The organism is Flavobacterium sp. DSR2-3-3 (assembly GCF_049896585.1).
Taxonomy (GTDB): domain Bacteria; phylum Bacteroidota; class Bacteroidia; order Flavobacteriales; family Flavobacteriaceae; genus Flavobacterium.
The window spans coordinates 261,122-279,939 of the sequence record NZ_JAFCUP010000003.1 but is presented as its reverse complement, the minus strand read 5'-3'; the positions used below and the strand labels follow the sequence as shown (position 1 = coordinate 279,939).

Genomic DNA, 18,818 nt, shown 5'->3' with positions numbered 1-18,818 from the left:
TATTAGTATTATAAGTGATCAAAATTATTTTCCATCAACATAATCTTGCAAATAGCTAAATCGTGGCGTCAGTTTTCCTTTTATGGTAATTTTTGCTCGTTGTAAAACACCGTCTTTATCTCCGTTAAAAAACGCTGGAATAACGTGCTCCAAGAACATTTCTCCAAAGCCTTCACTCGCGTCTTTGGGTAATTCACAGGGTAAATTATCAACTGCCATGACCACCACTGCTGCAGGATGAAAGACATCAACTTCTTTGTTTTCACTTGGAAAATATCCGTATAACGGCTCCGCAATTGTTGATGATCTGAGTGTGCAGGCTATTGGACCATTGACATCGCATGAAACATCAGCAACTACTTTGATCTTGCAATCATTTGATTGCAGCATTTCCCGGGTAAGAATTACCGGCGCTTCATTGGCATGAAAGTGCCCCGTGATATAAATATCAGATACTTTTGTAAATCTTTCGAAATCAGAAACATATTCTTTAGGATTGTGATAAAAATCAGTAAAATCTAAAACCTGTTCGTCCTTGCGTTTGTTGTATTCCAAAACATCAATCTGAGTATAAACGGGCTGGGTGTAGTTTTTTGTTAAATAATTCTCAACCGAAACTTCTTTTATTTTTATGGCATCCAGAACTTCTTTCGCACCATTCCCCACTTTTCCAGTTCCTGTAATGACCAATTTTAAAGGAGGTAAAACCAATCGTTTTAAATGGGTAATTAACGCCTCTTTTCCTGAAAGTGTTTCTGCTTTTGGCAATTTAAACAATTCGAATTTGATTCCGAAGGCGCGAATACTATTGTATGCACCTACTATTCCTGCATAACGCCCAAAACCAATTAATCTGCGATTGTTAGCATCTACAATTGTTTCGTAATCGTACAAATCAATATTTTTTTCTAAAATAGCCTGTAACAATTTTCTGTTGTACGGTTGTTTTTTAATAGTATGCGAAAAAAAGAAATAGGTTTTGTTTGGAATCAAATGTTCTACCGGTACTTCTTTTACCCCAAACAAAATATCGCAATCACTTACATCATCTGTCATTTCAATTCCGAGACTTTCATATTGATCATCGGTGAAAACCCTAATATCAGAACGCTCGACTTGTACCGTAATATTTTGATGGTATTGTTTCAATCTTGTCAACTCTTCAGGCGAAAAAACAACTCTTCTGTCCGGCGGATTTTTTCTTTCTTTTAAAATTCCAAATTTCATAAGTATGATAGGGTTTTGATTTGTTTTATTATAACTTTAGATTGTCAATTTGTTACAAATATAACATTATAAACTAAATTGAATTTATTTTTTAATTAAAAACCGCAGGCAAAAAATTACTATTCTCTGACGTACAAAATAATACAAAAAGCATGCTTCCTACCTATTGATAAAATAGTGTTAAGGTTTGAAAAAAACAACGTCTGAAAAGACATTGATTCTATATATTTGCCTTTCTAGCATTAAAGAAATGATTTTTATAAAAAAAACAAAGATACTACATATATTTCTCCTCTTTTTGGTTTTGAGTTCCTGTAACAAGGAGAAAAAGAAAGTTGAGTTAAGTGATGCCCAACTCCCAAAGAGTACATTGCCTAAAATGAAGCCGTTAACTAAGCCAGAGCCCAAACTAACTGCTGAATACATCAATTCAAAAAAACAAGAAATAGATTCTTTTTACAAAAAAAACTGGCCCAATAACAGCGCAAACGGAAGCTTTCTTGTCGCTAAAAACGGCCAAATTATCTACGAAAAATATGAAGGCTATGCGAATTTCAGAGATAAAAAATTAATTATTAAATCCACTCCGTTACACATTGCATCAGTTAGCAAGGTTATTACAGCGACTGCTATTTTAAAATTAGTAAATGCAAAACGAATCGAATTGGATCAAAAGGTAAACACAATCTTGAAAGAGTTTCCATACCCGGATGTGACCATACGGACATTATTGAATCACAGGAGCGGCATGCGTAATTACGCCTATTTTACAGATCGTGACAAAACGATTTGGGATAGACACAACATACTTTCCAATCAAGATATCCTGACGATCATGGCTACTAAAGAAATTGGTTTAGAATTCAAAACCGATACCCGTTTCAGTTACTGCAATACAAATTATGCCATGTTAGCATTAATCATTGAAAAAATCACAAAGCTTCGGTACAAAGATGCCATGAAACAAATTATTTTCGAGCCACTTGGCATGAAAAACACCTATGTTTTTGAGTACGAAAAAGATAAAGATACGGCAGTAACTTCTTATAAAGGAAATAAAGTGGAGATAGGAAAAGATTACTTAGATGCCGTTTACGGAGACAAGAACATCTACTCTACACCGCGTGATTTATTGAAATTTGACAGAGCCAGAAACAATTCTACTTTTTTAACGGCCGACCTGCAAAGTCAAGTATACAAAGGTTACAGCAATGAACGTAAAGGAACAAAAAATTACGGACTTGGAATTCGAATGGTTAATTGGGAAACGGGACAAAATTTTTATTTTCACAATGGTTGGTGGCACGGGAATACGTCGTCGTACATTACTTTGAGAAAGGAAGGTGTTACCATTATTGCACTTTCTAATAAATTTACTAGAAAAACGTATGACGTTCGGAAACTGGCAGTTTTATTTGGCGACTATCCGTTCAAATTAAAAGACCAATAAAAAAGGAATGATTTTTAAAATAGTGTTTCCAGTTCTGCAATAGTAGTTCAGATAAAAAGTGTACATTTGCAAACTCAAAATTCAGATTTGGATTTTGAAACAAAAAAAGGGGTCGACTGGTTTTGACAGCAAGTCGAATTGATAAGTAAGCACGTCGAGCATTGAGACCTTGCTCGTAAATATAAGATCTTACAATTTTACACGGCGAAAATAACTACGCTTTAGCTGCATAATCCGAATTATAGTACGATTAAGCCACGTTCCTATCAGATAGGAAAGCTGGATTCTCCTTGAAAGCCTTGGTTTGTGGCGTTCAGTTCAGGGGAACCGTAAAAATAAACCTAGATTTCCATGAGCTTCGGGTGGATTTCAAAATTAAGAAGATAAGTAGCGTGTGGCTGTTTCTGGCCTAGCACACTATCGAAAAATCAATCAGAAAATAAACGCGTAGAAAGCTTTTTAGTTGCTTGTTTGGACCCGGGTTCGATTCCCGGCGACTCCACTGGATGGGATGATTGAAAAATCATCCCTTTTTTTATTATATAAAAGCAAACCTTTTTCCTTCATTAACAGGTGATTACGAGATAATAAATCAATCATTGTAGGTGTTCGATAGATACCATCCTGATAGTATAAGTTACTGTCGAACACCAGCTTTACAAATTCTCTCTTTTGGGTAATAGTAGCTCGATTATATAATGATTTTAAATCAACAAGTAAATCCAAGTTTTTTTGTAAAATTGTAAATGCATGTTTATCTACATGGCTTAGACGAGTGATAGAATCTTTGCAAGATGTGACTTCGGTATTATAAGTGGTATACCATCTATCATATGTTTCTTTAGATATCTCATTTTTAATCCATTTCTCTTCAACAGAAAACATTTTTTCTTGAGCTGCATCTAGTAGAATTTTCTTTTGGTTTATTACAAGTTTATTAGATTTTAAATTCTCTTCCATTTTTGTAACAGATGACTTTTTAATATCAGATATTATATTTTGTGGCAAACTCATCAGCTCAAAAATTTCAGCAAGCTGATTGTGTGCTTTGAGTGCGCTAATATTATTATGTTTAGACGTTTTACACTTGTAGTAGTTAAAATACTTTCCAGATTTTCCTCTTGATGGAGCACCTGTAAGTATGTTTCCACAATGACATTTTAAAATCCCCCGAAGTGGTAAGTTTTCATCCAATATTGTCCTGATTTTTTCAGGCTTCTTCATTTTATTTTGCACCAATTGCCAAGTTGTGTTATCAATTATTGCCTCATGTATTGCGGGAAAGATTCCTCCAGGATACTCTTTATAACCCTGTACCTGCAACATACCTGCATAAACAGGATTTGTCAAAATCCTCTCAACTGCAGTATTCCCTCTCGCTTTAAACCCTAGTTTAAACGCTTGTTCTTTAATTATATAAAGTGGAATATCATGCATATAAGAATCGTACATAAATTTAATTGTCTTGGCCTGAGACTCTTCAATTACTAACATTCTAGCTTTTCCTTCACCAGATTTAACATAGCCGAAGGGAGCCTTAATTCCAATATATCGTCCTTCTTTTGCTCTAGCCGTATATAAACCACCTCTGATTTTAATACTTCTATTAATATTATCTTCTTCTGCTAGTAGAAGCTGTAGTCCCGCTCTAAAAAAGCTTCCTGGCGTATCATAATCGAATGTTATTCCTTCAGTGACACTTACAACTTGAATACTGTATTTTCGTTGAAGCATCTTAACCATACTCATTGCTTCACCGGCATCTCTACTAAACCTGTCCATCTGATCTACCAGAAGATAATCAACACTTTTAAAATGTTTGGAAATAAAAGCTTGAAGCTTTATAAAATCGGGGCGATCAAATGTTTTTGCACTTCTTCCGCGGTCAATAAAAGTATCAGCTAATTCAACATTGTTAAATTGTAGCCACTGATCTGTATAAAGCTCTTGCCTTTCAATTGAACCATTACTTTGCCCCAATTGACTGAACCTTAAATATCTAATCGCTCTTTTCATTTAATTCGTTTAATGTGATTGTGATAATAATATCGACCATCAAATTTACAAATTTTTGTTCTTTCTCAATATTATTTATATCTTTTAACAAGTCTATATCTATATTAATCAAGTCTTTAACTTCATCCTCCATAAACAACCTCCCTTTCTTCGTTAAGCAACTAAATGATAATTGTAATGTTAACAATAAAAATTAGTTGATTAAATTTAAAGAGAACCATTTCATAAACTGTACACTGTCATCTAAAGACACAATTTGACTACAAATGTCTATTATTTAATACAATCTTGACTTTATACTACTTCTGTTTACTAGTAAATCGTAATTCCTTATGCCTAAAAGACTACCAATAAAAGGCTGATGATTTAAGTTGTATTCTTTAGTTATTTCACACTAATCTAAAACATTAAATCACTTAATAGATTTTTCATTTTTATGAAATTGAAATTATAAACAATTTAAAGAGCAGCAATTATAATTCACTCCAATCCTCAAAGCACATTTATACTTCCGCTCTGCTTCAGCATAAAAGAGCTTAGTCGGATAATCAATAAAAGAATCTTGAAAATTTAAGCCGCTACCGAGACATAATTTTCAAGATCCTTTTACATGGCTTATATAGCCATAGCATTATCTTGGAGAAATAGTGGATGGATAACATTACACAGTATTTGTTTGAAGAGTCACTTTTTTCTTTATAATCCCAAATAATCCTCTTTACAACCTTGCTTCCAGCCTATTAATATTCAAAAACCAGTATGCTAAATTGTCCCATTTCAAGAGCAAAGGTATTCTAGTGTTTTTAACGCAAAAAAAAGGTCAAGCCCTACGGGTTTATCAAAAAATCTCCACCCATACGCGTTGTATTTATTTGATAAAACCTTGTTTTTACTAAACACTAACCTTTTATGCTCTCGAAACGAAACATAGCATACTCCAGCTCTTTGGACGAATAAAAAAAATGTCAACAATGAAATTTAATACTATTTATATTGGAATTAGAGTGAAACAAAACAGCAACTCCTCTCATTACCGAATAAATTAATTTAAAAAATAATCCTAAAAGTAAAAATTATGAACATCATCGGAAGAGTGACAAGGGATGCGGAAGTACACACAACACCGCAGGACAAAAAAGTGGTAAATTTTTCAGTAGCTATCAATGAAAGTTATCGAAATAAGCAAGGCGAACGCATAGAGCAAACAAGCTATTTTGATTGCTCCTACTGATAAGTCCAAATGTAGCAAAAACACTCATTAAAGGGGCTTTAGTAGAGCTAACAGGAAGAGTGAGCACAAGAGCCTGGACTGCTAATAACGGAGAATTAAGATCTAGTTTAAATTTTCACACATCGACTATAAAATTACACGGAGGTAGTAGGAAAATAGAACAGGCACAGACTATCGTAAAACAAGAAAACACAAAGATCATTATACAAGAACCTATTGATGATCTACCATTTTAACACTAATTATTTAATCATTTTTTCAACTTTAAAATTTTAATATCATGGCACACAATTTAAATTTCAACGAAAGAACAGGACGTTATTCCTTTTTTAGCGTACAAGAAAAAGCTTGGCACGGTTTAGGTCAAATAGTAACAGACTATCCAACAAGCGCGCAAGCAATTAAACACGCAGGACTTGATTATGAAGTGATAAAAAGTCCTCTTTATACCAACGCATCAAATACAATTGATCTTACTGACAGTTTAGAAATAAGGGACAACGAAGTAAACGTACCCAATTATTTTGCTACTATACGCACGGATAACAATGCTGTTTTGGGTGTCGTAGGTAAAGAGTATCACATTGTACAAAATCATGAAGCATTTAGTTTCTTTGATGCTATTGTAGGTGGTACTGATGGGATTTTGTACGAGACTGCAGGCGCTTTAGGAAATGGAGAACGTATTTTTATCACGGCTAAATTACCGGACTATATTCGTGTTGGCAATGGTGATGATGTTACAGAAAAATATATTTTTCTCACTACTTCTCACGATGGTAGCGGAAGCATTACGGCAGCATTTACACCCGTTAGGATTGTTTGCCAAAATACCCTAAACGCATCGCTTCGTAATATGAGTAATGTAGTACGAATACGCCATACTTCAGGAGCAAAACAACGTTTGGAGAATGCGCACAAAGTAATGGGATTAGCAAACGAGTTTAGCAATCAATTAGAGGACATTTTTAATAATTGGGCAAAAGTAAAGGTCAACGACAATGAGGTTAAAAAAATGATACAGTTCGCACTATGCCCTAACAAAGAAACCTTACAACATCTTAAGACTGGAAATGATGACGAAATATCAACCGTATTTAAAAACACCGTTGAAGATGCTTTTGCCTATGCTATGACAAGCGACTCACAACAAATGAACACGACAAAAGGAACTTTGTTTGGAGCATACAACGCTGTAACAGGCTACTACCAAAATGTGCGTAGCTATAAGGATAACGAACCCAAATTACAATCAATTATTTTAGGTGGTACTGCTCAATTAAAATCTCAAAAAGCTTTTGAAATCTGTACTAATTTTCAAAAACTGGGTGTGAATTGCTTTAATTAATAAATTCTAATTAAAATTATAGACGGCCCAATTTGATAGTGGCCGTCTATTTTTTATTAGTTTTAAATTCTTGTTTTATGGAATACATATCTTGAAATCTTGAACTTCAAAAAGACCTTCCCTTCCAAATGGTCGGGAAAGTCTTTTTGAAGAAGTTGGTTGAACCACTTCAGAAAAAGTAATCAGTACGCAACGCTCCCTTCTATTTTTTCTGAAAAGGTTCGCGTTAAATGATAGGATATTCTTCATCCTATTACTTATTTCCGCCTTCTTTTCTTTCCACAACAGCGTCAAAAGAAAAGAAGCAAAAGAATGCCGCTACATTATTTCACATTTTCAACTTTGATTTGAGTTAGTTTCTTTTCGCTTGACTTCTTTTTTGAATAACTCCATAACATAAGTAGTCCAAAAATAATAAATCTAATAGAAATCCATTTGGTCACTCTTTCAAAGAATGCTATTACTACTGCTTTTTCATAGCTCGAAAACCCCTCTACTCCCATCGGACTCCGTCTGTAAAACTTTCGTCTGTTGATCCAATATCGAAGGCTTACACCTATAATTAGAGCAATTATACCTAAAAACAATGCAGGATTCATAATCAATATTTATGAATTTCACGTGATAAATTTACAAAAAAAAGCAACAAACTAATAACAAGTCATTAATTTAAAGATAGTTACATTTTTTTATAATTTTTAAAATCAAAGTGACTGCTAAACTAGATCTAGTAAAGCAATCACTTGCTATTTAGTTTTGATCACTACTCTAAATCTTCCGCGGTATGTTGCTTCTTAACTAACTTGGATTTAAGTAAGTGGCTGTTTTTGATCTCCAAAACTTGTAATCGGCTACCATTTTTTTCATGGAATTCTAAGCGCAGTAATTTGTCATCAGCTATCGTAAATTGGTCCAAAACAAAAACATTTCTGGAAACCGTTTTTCCATGCACCTCATCTAAAGATTTATATACTCTTATTGGATGTTTAATTACTTCCTGTACAACCGTGCGTTTCGCTTTCTTTTTATCTACCACTTTAAAATTAATGAAATCGATCGGAAATGAAACGAAGCTTGAGTTCTTAATCTGTGTATGAAAATAAAATTTGTCATCGTCAATATAAATACCTTTCAATAGAAATTCTATTCCAAATTTTCTGGTACCAATTTGTTTTATAAAGTGCTTGTTTTGCTTATATATCTCACCCATTAATTCGTCGACGAGGTGGGGAGCATTCTTTCCAAGCTCCTTAAAAAAAACTTGTTTTGAATTCCATTCACAATTACTTTTTTGGATTTTAGTTAAACTGTAATTAGTAACCCTAGGACACGAATTGTAGGATGCATTAAAACTATAGAAAGTTCCGTCTTCGGTGATTACTGAAAAATTAGTTTCCTCTTTAAAATCCCGAACAGCTGCCTTAACTCGCAAAACATTACCAGCATCATCAGCCTTACTCGCAACCAAGTTAGTACTACCTAAATCTACATAACGAATCACGGAGGGAAATATTAGATGTGAAGTTTTATCGAATGTTACTTCTATATCGTAGGATTCTATTACACTTAAGTTCTCCTTTTGACTCAGGCACAGGGCATCTTGCCCGTGCGTAATTGATGTGTATCCTAACATTAAAATTAGTATCATCAAAGTATTTTTTACAGCTGTTTTCATTTTATACAATTTATTTTTTGAATAATTATTTTTTTGATACTAGCAGCACTTGTAGTCCTGCTTTTAGAGTTACTTTTGGAGTTTTAATTTTTTTTGAGAAATAATTTGAAACCCCTTGGACTAGTCCTCGGCTCAAATCCCCTGCAATCTGTTGTCCAGCAGAAGTTGACAGCATTATACTGCTACCGGATGTTTGTCCCATACTGGCTGCCATGTCGGTCATCGCGGTACGTTCTGCAGAATAAGGGACTTCAAGTCCTTGCTGTGCGTCCAAACCATATGCAGTAAGCTCGATGGGCAGAATATTTCCTTCCAACTCAATAGAGCTGATCTTCAGTTGTAACCTACCTTGCTGAAACTTTGAATTTGCCGTTACTATAGTTCCGACAGGGATCGTTTTGTTCTGTATCCTTGCGGGCTCCAATAAACGCAGGCTCACACTAGTTTCTTCAGAGACGAGTTGTGTTTCTTGAACAACAGCACGAATACTATTCTTTGCTTGCTGTTGTTGATTAGTACTGGTGAATGTGCTATTGCTAACCGCTACTAATGGATGTTCCTCAACTTTTTGCTCCAGGTTAGAAACGACATTGTGCCTTTCTGGAATTATGGAAACAAAGGCTTCTTTTGGTGGTGTAGAAGTTCCAGTTGCCTTGGTTTCGGGCGCGGCTGAATTGATCGGCAAATATTTAGCCGCCATCTGATACGATTTCTCCATCAACTCCAATTGACTATCAACAATATTAGTTTTTGGTTCTTCCTTTCTTGCCAGTTCTTCTTTTAGCTCCTCTAGTTGTTTGCGTAATTCCTGCGTTTCAGAATTATCATTATTGTAAAAACTGCCCAATGTATTTTGTGCATTGCGATAACTATTTAATGAGGCGTTAGTATTAGCTTCTTTTTCAGGAACATCTTGCAAAGATTCTTCTGTACTCCCTTCATTCCAGTAATCAGATAGCGATGTCAGGGCATTTTGTTTTTCTTCATTTTTCTGTTCTACTAATTCCTGTTCATAGGCTTTTTGTTTATCATTTTCTAAACCAATAGTTGTAGCCTCAGGAACTGAGTCGTTAAGTCCTAGAATCTCAATATTTTTTATATTTTCTGCTGGTTTAAATATCAAATACATACAACCAAAAAATACAATTGCCATCAATCCAAAAATGATTGGCTTTTTAATTTTTTCGGCTTTACCCTCCCTACTCACTTCCAGTCCATCGGAAGCTGCATTTATACTGCCATCTGTAACATAGACCGCATTTTTCTTGTTTTCACTTTCTTTCATGTCTTTTCTTTTTTATAATTAGTACAAATGATCCCTCTAGGGATTGCACCCTACAGAAACTAAAACAAACTGATAAAAATACCAACTATGCTGATCATTAGATAGACGGCAAAACAAACCATGATATATTTATACTGCTTCTGTAATGGAAGCATCCTCCATTTCACCTCAACTTCATTGATCCATAGATCAATATTTGTTCGAATCTCTTTCATCTTTGTTATTTTTAACGTTCAATAATTTCTAGATCTTTATTTTCCAAAACCGTAAACTTCTCCATATTGAATCCTTGTGGATTGTTATCTGAACGAACGGAATTCACTAGGTAGCAGGAAGTGACGAGATTCCTTTTTGTTACATTACTTGATCGGATGATGAACTGCTTAGAATAAGTTTTTACAGCATAAGGATAGGTTTCAAAATCACATACCACACTATCAACTTCAAGTCGCTGTTGTACATTACCTGAAATGATCCGATTGTAATATCCTTTTTCTGCTAAGTCTTTGTAATAATCAAAAGCACTTTTATCAGCAAGATTAAATGCTCTTTTCATATTGTTCTCAATTGCATTTTTATCTGGAGCTAGTGTAAAGAAAAGCTCATGGAACCGACGTACATGCTCACGAGCCTCTACAGGCCGATTGATAGAAGCATCCTGAGCAAGAGCCAACATTAGCGATTTTCCATTATCTAATACATAGACTTTCTGACGTTGTAATTCAGCGAACCGGTAAGACTCCCAAACAGCATATCCCGATATACCACAACACAGTACTGCAAATACAAAAGCGTAAAGCCTAATTTGACTGAAACTATTTTCGATATTTCTTAAAGTTTTAAATTCCATTTCATCATATTTTTAAATTGTTACTTCATTAGTTTACCGCCAATAGTGCCTACAATTGTGGTAGTTCCTGCCCCAACAACATTCCCTGTTTTAGTACTCGTTTGATTTATATTGCGAACAAAATTCCCTGCGCCACCAGCCTGAATTATCCATCCAGTCACCGTAGGTATGGTAAAGTACCCTATGATGCCAATAATCATAAATATGATATAAACAGTACTCGATGAATCAGGAATAAAATTGGGATCGGATAAACTGTCGATATCCTTTTGGAGTATTAAGGATTGGATTTTGGACAACATCGCACTAAAGAGATCTGAAACGGGTAACCAGAGGTACACACTAATATACCGAGTCAACCACTGCGTTAATGTAGACTGAAATCCATCCCAGACTGAAATCGCAAATGCTAAAGGACCCAATATTGAAAGCACTATTAAGAAGAACGTTCGAATCGTATCTATGACTAGTGCAGCCGTTTGAAAAAGAACTTCTATAAATTCACGAAATCCATCGCGTACCATTTTCTTTAGACTGTAGATCTGTCTTTCCGCGTACATGCTTGACATGGTTACCAAATCGGAGGGCGTCCATCCGAGTTCTTCCAACTTTTTATCAAATTCTTCATCCGATGCTAAATAGGCGGTCTCAGGATTACGAAGCATCGCCTCTCTCTCCAATAGGTCTTTCTGCTGTTGTAAGGCATTCAAATCTAAAACTTGACTTTCTAATATGCTATGCGTTCCCTGCACCACTGGACTAAGTACTCCGTTAAGCGTTCCTAAAACAATCGTGGGGAAGAATGTAATACAGATGCCTAAAGCAAAAGGCCTAAGTAACGGGAAGACATCTATTGGTTCGGCACTACTCAGCGCTTGCCAGACTTTTAATGCTACATAAAACAAAGCACCTAATCCAGCCAAACCTTTAGCAACCGCTGCCATTTCTGCTGATAAAGGCATCATCTCGTCATAGAGCGAACGTAATACTTGATGAAGATTATTAAATTCCATGATTACCAATATTTTTGGTTCGCTGTTCCGTATAAATCCAAAACTCTTTGGCTGTTGTTGGCTTTCTTGGCTCGCAAATAACTAACCGAAATATTTTTATTCGTGAAATAGCGAACCAAACTGTGGTACTCTTTTACTTTTAGATACACTTGGTCAATAATGTCCATTCGCTCTTTATCATTGAGCGACAAGCTGGAAGAGTTTACAATTTGTTTTAAATCTTTCAAAAGTTCTGTGCTTTCATTAAGTAAGGTTGAATACCCATTAGCAATGGCTGTTAGTTCCTGCTCATTGAAATTGGGATCGTTCAACATTTTTCCAAAATTGTTTACATACATTTCAGAAACATCGCCAACAAGTAACACAGTCTGTTGCACTTTTCGAGCATCTTTCACTAAATTGTTTACCGCCTTTAGCTTATCATAGTATTCTTTACCTTGATTATAGACTTTTTGGACTTCTTTAAAGTTGTTAATCATATTGGTAGCTGTGGTCGAAGTTTGTATAATCTGTCTTGCAGAATTGACTATTCCTTGTGCCAAATTTGTAGGATCTGTGACCACCCACTGTGCTTTAGCATTCGGCATGACAGCAAATAGTATCACCATGCACGCCATAATTTTTAAATTTTTCATTGCTATTCGTTTTTAAAATTTTTACTAATTGTTTTCTTTTTCCCTTTTCTCAAGGGCAATCCTTTTGATAGCCTTTTCTACATTTCCATCTAATTGTCCTGCAAGTTGCATGACTTCCAACTTTTCTGTTTCTTCAGTGGTATAAGCTAAATATTCCTCGAAACTAACTTCTGTAGCATATACTGCCGAATGCGTGCCGCCTAGTCCAATCCAAACTTCTTTGTAAAGTCGCTTGGGATCATTGTTCATATTGATGGAAAGTACTTGCGCTTTTTCTTTTTCAGTCAGACCAAGCATCGCTTGGATATCGTCAAATTTGTTCATGTACTTTCTTTGATCCAGCAGTATTTTGCAATCCGAATTATTGATAATACTTTCCTTTACAATAGGTGATTGAATAATATCATCTACTTCTTGTGTTACAACAATGGCTTCTCCAAAAAACTTTCGTACCGTTTTAAAAAGGTATTTGATGTACTCTGCCATCCCTTCTTTCGCGATAGCTTTCCAAGCTTCTTCAATCAGGATGAGTTTTCGTACGCCCTTCAAGCGACGCATCTTATTGATAAAAACCTCCATAATGATGATAGTCACAATTGGAAAAAGGATTTTATGATCCTTGATCGCATCTATTTCGAAAACAATAAATCGTTTAGAAAGTAAATCCAGTTGTTTTTCGGAATTCAATAGATAATCGTATTCACCTCCTTTGTAGTAAGGTTCTAATACATTTAAGAAGTTGGCAATATCAAAGTCTTTTTCTCGTACCTTTTTATCTTCTAAAACTTTTTTATAATCTCCTTGTACAAATTCATAAAACCCATTGAAAGAAGGAAATTCATCAGTTTGCTTGATTCGTTCAATGTACCCGCTCACCCCATTTGCAAGTGCCACTTCTTCGGACCTTGTTGGTGGTTCATCATCCCTTTTCCATAAAGTCAATATCAAAGTTTTAATGCTTTCTCTTTTCTCAATATCGAATACGCCATCATCCGTGTAGAAAGGGTTAAATGCTATAGGATTGTCTTCGGTATAAGTGAAATAAACGCCATCTTCTCCTTTGGTTTTTCTCTTGATTAATTCACACAATCCTTGATACGAATTACCTGTATCCACCAACAGCACATGCGCGCCTTGTTCGTAATATTGTCTCACCATGTGATTGGTAAAGAATGACTTTCCTGAACCTGATGGACCAAGTATGAATTTATTTCTATTCGTGATAATACCGCGCTTCATGGGCAAATCAGAAATATCCAAATGAATGGGTTTTCCGGTCAATCGGTCGGCCATCTTGATTCCAAAAGGAGAAGGTGAACTTTTATAATTGGTTTCTTCAGTGAAAAAACAAAGCGCAGGCTCTATAAAAGTGTAAAAGCTTTCTTCACTCGGAAAGTCTCCTCCATTGCCTGGCATTCCTGCCCAATAAAGCGTTGCAACATCTGTACTGTTGTGCCTTGGTTTACATTCCATCAGTGCCAAAGCGCTACCGGTGTCGTTCTTTAGCTGTTTTAATTCCAATGGATTATCTGACCATGCCATAACATTGAAGTGTGCCCGAATAGAAGCATGTCCAAAAGAATGGGCTTCATTCAAATAGCGTTCGATCCATTCCTTATTGATTTGATTAGCCCTGCTATATCGTGCCAAGGAATGCATATTTCTTGCGGATTTTTCGAACTTGCGCAGATTGTCTTCGCTGTTATCTAAAAAAAGATACTGGTTGTAGATGTGATTACAGCTTAACAACAATCCAACTGGCGCAGCAAAAGACAAAAGACAGTCACTTCTGTCGGTAGACAATTTTTCGTAACGGGTTTCTGCAGACACCGAACTAGGCAAATCATCGGTATCGGACAAGGTGTGCAGACAAAGCCTTTTATTCCCAACTCGAACTTCTTCTGCCCCCAATGCAATATCCTGCATTGGTGTTCCCTCCTCTCTTGAAAGGCTTAGGTATTGTTCCAATAATCCTTGTTTGCTGGGTGTTCCAATGATATCTTCCTCACTTAATCGTTCCAATTTTATAAAATCGGAATCGTTCACAATTCGCTCTAATTGCGCCACCGATTCCATAAAGCGAGAAAGGATTTCTTTATCTCTTAATTCTTTTGGGATGAGCACTCCTTTGCAAAGCGAAGAAAAATTACTCTGCATTCGCATACGCTCTTTGGACGTTTTAGTTAAGAACAGATAGCAATAATGATTGAGAAACGGACGCTCATTAAAATGTTGCTGGTAGGACTTTGCCAAAAAACTCAAATCTTCTTTGGCAATATCAGGAGCATAATTTTCCTTGATGTACCAATCCTGTTTGTGTACCACCGTATAATCAGGCAAGGTTTTTACAGCCTTGTGCCAAGCCGAATGAATGGCTTCATATTCCGCAGAAGCAACTGTAAAAAGCTCTGGAAGCTTTACTCGAAAGCAAGCGGTGATATCAGCATCCTTAGAGATAATACAATTATTTTCTACTGCCAGCAACGGAAACTTACTTTCCAATGTAGTCGATTTTGATTTATTTCTCATTGCTGATACATTTTGGAATTTAACTGAAAATAGCGATGCACTGACTTACGACAGATAATATATCGCGGGTGTCGCTTGTTCGCTCCCACTTTCATCAAACCATGTTCACCGTATTTTTTGTTCAGCGAAAAAGTTTGCCATACTAATAGCGATCCCCCACCGATTCCTATAAACAGACACAGATAAGAATTGACGCCAGTCATGTACAAGATCATTATCAGGATAAGCATCCCGAGCAAACCACCTGCGAAGATGAACAGGTACTGCGCTTTCAGTCCTTTGAACTCTACCGTTCTACCAATACCTTTATTTATATTATAAGTATTCATAAGGCAAAAACTTATAGGAAGAAAGAACGTAAAACGGTTGCCGCTACAATCAAAAAGATACAAGCACCAAACCAACTTGCTGCCGTCTTGCTCGTATCTGGATCACCGCTACTAAACTTGTTATACACCTTCACTCCACCAATGAGACCTACTACTGCTCCAATAGCATAAATAAGTTGGGTAGCAGGATCAAAATAAGAGGTGACCATTTGTGTCGCTTCGGTGATGCCTGCTGTTCCGTTTCCTTGTGCCATCGCTCCCAAACCTGCCAGCATCGCTGCTGCCAGCAGAACTTTTTTTCTTTGTTTTTCCATGATTAAAATACATTAAATTATTGTTGTCTTCCCGCACCTTGCGGGCTTGTGGAACAAAGGTCTCCCAGAATAGGAAGTGTTAAAATGAAATAGCTTTTAGAGGAATTATTTGACTTCAAGTGGCATTTATAAATAGAATTTTAATATCTTAATACTCTAATTACATGTAGTTAACATAGTTCATCTTCTGAATGGTAAGAAGGCTAAAATGATTTGGGCAGATATAATAAGTAGCGTAAAAGGAAGTCGGAAGATTTAGAGAGGCGTATCAATGTTTTATGAATTGAATATAAGGTCAACTTTCACATTTAGTGATTTAATATAATTGGGTATAATAATAAAATCTTAATTAGATGTTTTGAATAAATTCTAAATCATCTGTAAAATCATCAATTCCCACTATTTTTCTACTCTCCTATATTTCTTGAGTAATTCTTACATCTTTTCCTGTAGCTTTTTAAAATGTTTCGGCTTTTTAATATTTATATTATACTCTGCAAGTCCAAATTTAATTACTGTTTTTTCTTCTAAAACTGAAATTCTTAAATTGATGCTTCTTAAAGATTATCTTTTATGAATTAACTGAGTTAAGAATATTGAAAATCATAAATTATTTATATGATTTCATAATATGTTCGGATGTCTCTAACTTATTATGTTATATTTGTAGGTATATATTGTAAAATTGTCTGTAAATATTAATTTAATAAAGTATGTTAATTTGGAAATAGAAAAATCATTTGATGAAGTCAGGGAATTAATTCCACAAATCAATCTACTCTTAATAACCGCAAATGAAATTGAAACGTTTCATGTTAGGCAAGCTTTATTACCTTTAAATGACGAAACGGATGTAATAAAGGTCCCTCACGGATTGCATACGTATTTCATTGGGATTTTTGGAGAATATGTAGCTGTTCATGTTCAATTGGGTAAGATGGGATCACTCAGCTATGCTGGAGCAGCATTAACTGCTTTCGAATCTATTAATGATTGGAAACCCAAAGTAGTACTAATGATTGGAGTGGCTATGGGAGTTAATGAAGAAAAGCAACGAATTGGAGATGTTTTAATTTCCGATGCAATTATATCATATGAAATTCAAAGGTTATCAAAAGATGGAATTACACAACGTGGATCAATTGTAGATGCAGGTGCAGTACTTTTAGATAGATTTAAAAATATAGCATGGACCAATCCTATTGATAATGGATTATTTTCTAAAATTTTGCCTAGCCAAATCCTATCTGGCGAAAAACTTATAGATAATCTAAAGGAAAGAAATAAAATATTAAAAGTTTTTCCACAAGCAGATGGAGCTGAAATGGAAGGTGCTGGGATTTATGCAGCTTGTAAAAGGGCTAATTTAAATGAATGGCTTCTAGTTAAAGGCATTTGTGACTACGGAGATGGAAATAAAAATGTAGATAAGGAACAAAGACAAAATTTGGCCGCACAAAGTGCAACATCTTTATCTTTAAGAGTTTTTAGTTCGAGAGTCGGATTCGTAGGTATTGGTTTGGAGCCAATAATAAGAGTCAATAAGTCATGCAATATCGGGAGTAAAGTGAATTCCGATAAATTTGAAAATGAAATTCTTGCAATTGTTGAAGTAAATCAAAAACCAGAAATTATGCATTCCGCAGTTCAAATAACCGTAGCAGCATTTCTAGAATTAAGTTCTTATCAAAAAGCCAAGGTGATTGACACCCTTGATCTTCCCTTTAATACTATGATAAATTTAAGTGCTCATGAGATGGATAAAGAAGTTTTTCGTCAAGTTAGAGAGAGAAATCTTTTACCAGATTTATGGGAAGCTATAAACAATATAAAACCTTTTCAAAACAATATTAATCCATTTGTATGAGCAAAAATCACACCTGCGAAGATCTCTTTCCAACTTGGTACAGAACTATAGAATTATCATTAACTCAAGAAACTCTTCAAAAAAGAATTAGAGCTATAAATAAAATAATTGATGAAGAAAATGTGGAATTGTGGTTGGATATTGCCAAATTGGCACATGGAATAAGTATCGGCAATCCAGAACATGAAGAACTTTTTGTAAGTATATTTAAAGAGTTTGACCTTTCGTTTCCAATTCAATCAAATGAGAATATTGTAAAAGTATTGTCAGAGATTTCTCTTTGTTTTTTATTTGAATCAACCACTGATTTACGATATATTATTAGTCTTGCAGTTATTAATCTTAACTTTTTTGAACAATATTCCGCGACGGATATCCCATTTTATAAATTAGCGCACAAAATGGATGCTACTAATGAACCAAATCCAATTTTTAATGTTAATGAAGCTGTAGAAAATTTAAGGGATAGAGCTATAGCTATTGAAGAAGGCGAGGAGGGGGAAGAAACATTAGATAGTGAAGACTCTGTAAATTTAATAAATTTAGTCACTCATATTAATAATGAAAATAATAAATTAAAGGAAGAAACAAATGTTCTATGGTGGCTATTTACACAGTACAGCACATCAAATAAAGCATATTTTTATGAACTTGGTTTGTCTAAAATAGTAGTTTCTAGTGCTTATGAGCTATTTCAAATAACTAAGTTTACTGGTTTTTTAATTTCTTCTAAGCATATTTTGCATAAAGCTTTAGTGATAAGCAATGGCAATAAAAGTAAACTAAAAGAATTGTCGCTAGTAGATATTATTAATGACACAGTGCAAAAAGTAAAGGGAGAAATTCTATTACTTGGACAGCTTAATGAATTTACACCTTTTTTGCATGCTTTAAGTTTAGAGGAATCATTAGGAGATGTGCACATATGGAAAGGTGCATTTAACAAAAAATTTGGTGCTGGAACTTGTGAAAAAAAGTTCGAACCAGAAGATTTAGCATTCCAATTTTATACTGAAATGACGTTTCTCAAATCCTATCAATCTCTATAG

Annotated in this window: 16 protein-coding genes, 1 other RNA gene and 1 pseudogene; 6 read left to right on the top strand and 12 right to left on the bottom strand. The window is 34.9% G+C overall.

Going from position 1 to position 18,818, the window contains the following annotated elements; all coding sequences use genetic code 11:
* Positions 1-24 precede the first annotated feature (24 nt).
* Entirely contained in the window at positions 25-1,227 is a 1,203-nt protein-coding gene (locus ACP7AQ_RS06045) for an NAD(P)-dependent oxidoreductase (protein ID WP_426094791.1), read from the bottom strand.
* Between the two features lie 250 nt (positions 1,228-1,477).
* Between ACP7AQ_RS06045 and ACP7AQ_RS06040 the strand changes: the two genes are divergently transcribed.
* Positions 1,478-2,677: a serine hydrolase domain-containing protein gene (locus ACP7AQ_RS06040; RefSeq protein ID WP_426094790.1), complete on the top strand. Its 1,200-nt coding sequence runs from the start codon at positions 1,478-1,480 to the stop codon at positions 2,675-2,677.
* A gap of 108 nt (positions 2,678-2,785) precedes the next feature.
* Positions 2,786-3,182: a transfer-messenger RNA gene (ssrA, locus tag ACP7AQ_RS06035) on the top strand.
* On the opposite strand, the gene ACP7AQ_RS06030 is transcribed toward ssrA, so the two are convergent.
* Entirely contained in the window at positions 3,137-4,693 is a 1,557-nt protein-coding gene (locus tag ACP7AQ_RS06030; protein WP_426094789.1) for a recombinase family protein, read from the bottom strand. The genes ssrA and ACP7AQ_RS06030 overlap by 46 nt on opposite strands.
* 1,075 nt (positions 4,694-5,768) lie before the next feature.
* Here ACP7AQ_RS06030 and ACP7AQ_RS06025 point away from each other — a divergent pair.
* Both ACP7AQ_RS06025 and ACP7AQ_RS06020 read left to right on the top strand, forming a co-directional pair.
* A pseudogene (locus ACP7AQ_RS06025) lies at positions 5,769-6,160 on the top strand (single-stranded DNA-binding protein).
* A gap of 44 nt (positions 6,161-6,204) precedes the next feature.
* Positions 6,205-7,272, top strand: coding sequence for a DUF932 domain-containing protein (locus ACP7AQ_RS06020; RefSeq protein WP_426094788.1), 1,068 nt, complete (start codon positions 6,205-6,207; stop codon positions 7,270-7,272).
* 75 nt (positions 7,273-7,347) lie between these two features.
* Here ACP7AQ_RS06020 and ACP7AQ_RS06015 read toward each other — a convergent pair whose 3' ends face one another.
* The 10 genes from ACP7AQ_RS06015 to ACP7AQ_RS05970 all read right to left on the bottom strand — a co-directional run bounded on the left by ACP7AQ_RS06015 (position 7,348) and on the right by ACP7AQ_RS05970 (position 15,902).
* A complete protein-coding gene (locus ACP7AQ_RS06015) occupies positions 7,348-7,521 on the bottom strand; it encodes a hypothetical protein (RefSeq protein WP_426094787.1) in 174 nt (57 codons plus the stop codon).
* Positions 7,522-7,595: 74 nt separating this feature from the next.
* Complete coding sequence (locus ACP7AQ_RS06010; RefSeq protein ID WP_426094786.1) at positions 7,596-7,871, bottom strand: molybdenum ABC transporter permease; 276 nt, start codon at positions 7,869-7,871, stop codon at positions 7,596-7,598.
* Positions 7,872-8,035: 164 nt separating this feature from the next.
* Positions 8,036-8,947, bottom strand: a complete 912-nt coding sequence (gene traN / locus ACP7AQ_RS06005) for a conjugative transposon protein TraN (RefSeq protein ID WP_426094785.1) — start codon at positions 8,945-8,947, stop codon at positions 8,036-8,038.
* Between the two features lie 25 nt (positions 8,948-8,972).
* Complete coding sequence (gene traM / locus ACP7AQ_RS06000) at positions 8,973-10,232, bottom strand: conjugative transposon protein TraM (protein ID WP_426094784.1); 1,260 nt, start codon at positions 10,230-10,232, stop codon at positions 8,973-8,975.
* A 226-nt stretch (positions 10,233-10,458) separates the two neighbouring features.
* On the bottom strand, positions 10,459-11,082 hold the full coding sequence (gene traK / locus ACP7AQ_RS05995; protein ID WP_426094783.1) for a conjugative transposon protein TraK: 624 nt from the start codon (positions 11,080-11,082) through the stop codon (positions 10,459-10,461).
* 20 nt (positions 11,083-11,102) lie between these two features.
* A complete protein-coding gene (gene traJ, locus ACP7AQ_RS05990) occupies positions 11,103-12,095 on the bottom strand; it encodes a conjugative transposon protein TraJ (protein WP_426094782.1) in 993 nt (330 codons plus the stop codon).
* Between the two features lie 2 nt (positions 12,096-12,097).
* Positions 12,098-12,712 (bottom strand): DUF4141 domain-containing protein, encoded by a 615-nt coding sequence (locus tag ACP7AQ_RS05985; RefSeq protein WP_426094856.1) that lies wholly within the window; start codon positions 12,710-12,712, stop codon positions 12,098-12,100.
* Between the two features lie 42 nt (positions 12,713-12,754).
* A complete protein-coding gene (locus ACP7AQ_RS05980) occupies positions 12,755-15,259 on the bottom strand; it encodes a TraG family conjugative transposon ATPase (RefSeq protein ID WP_426094781.1) in 2,505 nt (834 codons plus the stop codon).
* The gene (locus ACP7AQ_RS05975) at positions 15,256-15,588 is read right to left on the bottom strand and encodes a DUF4133 domain-containing protein (RefSeq protein ID WP_426094780.1); all 333 of its coding nucleotides are present in this window, start codon (positions 15,586-15,588) and stop codon (positions 15,256-15,258) included. Before ACP7AQ_RS05975 ends, ACP7AQ_RS05980 begins: the two co-directional genes overlap by 4 nt.
* An 11-nt stretch (positions 15,589-15,599) precedes the next feature.
* Entirely contained in the window at positions 15,600-15,902 is a 303-nt protein-coding gene (locus ACP7AQ_RS05970) for a DUF4134 domain-containing protein (RefSeq protein ID WP_426094779.1), read from the bottom strand.
* Positions 15,903-16,623: 721 nt separating this feature from the next.
* Here ACP7AQ_RS05970 and ACP7AQ_RS05965 point away from each other — a divergent pair.
* Together ACP7AQ_RS05965 and ACP7AQ_RS05960 are read left to right on the top strand one after the other, a co-directional pair.
* Complete coding sequence (locus ACP7AQ_RS05965) at positions 16,624-17,769, top strand: hypothetical protein (RefSeq protein WP_426094778.1); 1,146 nt, start codon at positions 16,624-16,626, stop codon at positions 17,767-17,769.
* Positions 17,766-18,818 (top strand): GTPase-associated system all-helical protein GASH, encoded by a 1,053-nt coding sequence (locus tag ACP7AQ_RS05960; RefSeq protein ID WP_426094777.1) that lies wholly within the window; start codon positions 17,766-17,768, stop codon positions 18,816-18,818. The genes ACP7AQ_RS05965 and ACP7AQ_RS05960 overlap by 4 nt, the downstream gene beginning before the upstream one ends.

Excerpts from the sequence above, each read along its gene's own strand:
- ACP7AQ_RS06045 (WP_426094791.1), bottom strand. The coding sequence starts at position 1,227 with ATGAAATTTGGAATTTTAAAAGAAAGAAAAAATCCGCCGGACAGAAGA.
- ACP7AQ_RS06040 (WP_426094790.1), top strand. The coding sequence starts at position 1,478 with ATGATTTTTATAAAAAAAACAAAGATACTACATATATTTCTCCTCTTT.
- ACP7AQ_RS06030 (WP_426094789.1), bottom strand. The coding sequence starts at position 4,693 with ATGAAAAGAGCGATTAGATATTTAAGGTTCAGTCAATTGGGGCAAAGT.
- ACP7AQ_RS06020 (WP_426094788.1), top strand. The coding sequence starts at position 6,205 with ATGGCACACAATTTAAATTTCAACGAAAGAACAGGACGTTATTCCTTT.
- ACP7AQ_RS06015 (WP_426094787.1), bottom strand. The coding sequence starts at position 7,521 with ATGAAGAATATCCTATCATTTAACGCGAACCTTTTCAGAAAAAATAGA.
- ACP7AQ_RS06010 (WP_426094786.1), bottom strand. The coding sequence starts at position 7,871 with ATGAATCCTGCATTGTTTTTAGGTATAATTGCTCTAATTATAGGTGTA.
- traN (WP_426094785.1), bottom strand. The coding sequence starts at position 8,947 with ATGAAAACAGCTGTAAAAAATACTTTGATGATACTAATTTTAATGTTA.
- traM (WP_426094784.1), bottom strand. The coding sequence starts at position 10,232 with ATGAAAGAAAGTGAAAACAAGAAAAATGCGGTCTATGTTACAGATGGC.
- traK (WP_426094783.1), bottom strand. The coding sequence starts at position 11,082 with ATGGAATTTAAAACTTTAAGAAATATCGAAAATAGTTTCAGTCAAATT.
- traJ (WP_426094782.1), bottom strand. The coding sequence starts at position 12,095 with ATGGAATTTAATAATCTTCATCAAGTATTACGTTCGCTCTATGACGAG.
- ACP7AQ_RS05985 (WP_426094856.1), bottom strand. The coding sequence starts at position 12,712 with ATGGCGTGCATGGTGATACTATTTGCTGTCATGCCGAATGCTAAAGCA.
- ACP7AQ_RS05980 (WP_426094781.1), bottom strand. The coding sequence starts at position 15,259 with ATGAGAAATAAATCAAAATCGACTACATTGGAAAGTAAGTTTCCGTTG.
- ACP7AQ_RS05975 (WP_426094780.1), bottom strand. The coding sequence starts at position 15,588 with ATGAATACTTATAATATAAATAAAGGTATTGGTAGAACGGTAGAGTTC.
- ACP7AQ_RS05970 (WP_426094779.1), bottom strand. The coding sequence starts at position 15,902 with ATGGAAAAACAAAGAAAAAAAGTTCTGCTGGCAGCAGCGATGCTGGCA.
- ACP7AQ_RS05960 (WP_426094777.1), top strand. The coding sequence starts at position 17,766 with ATGAGCAAAAATCACACCTGCGAAGATCTCTTTCCAACTTGGTACAGA.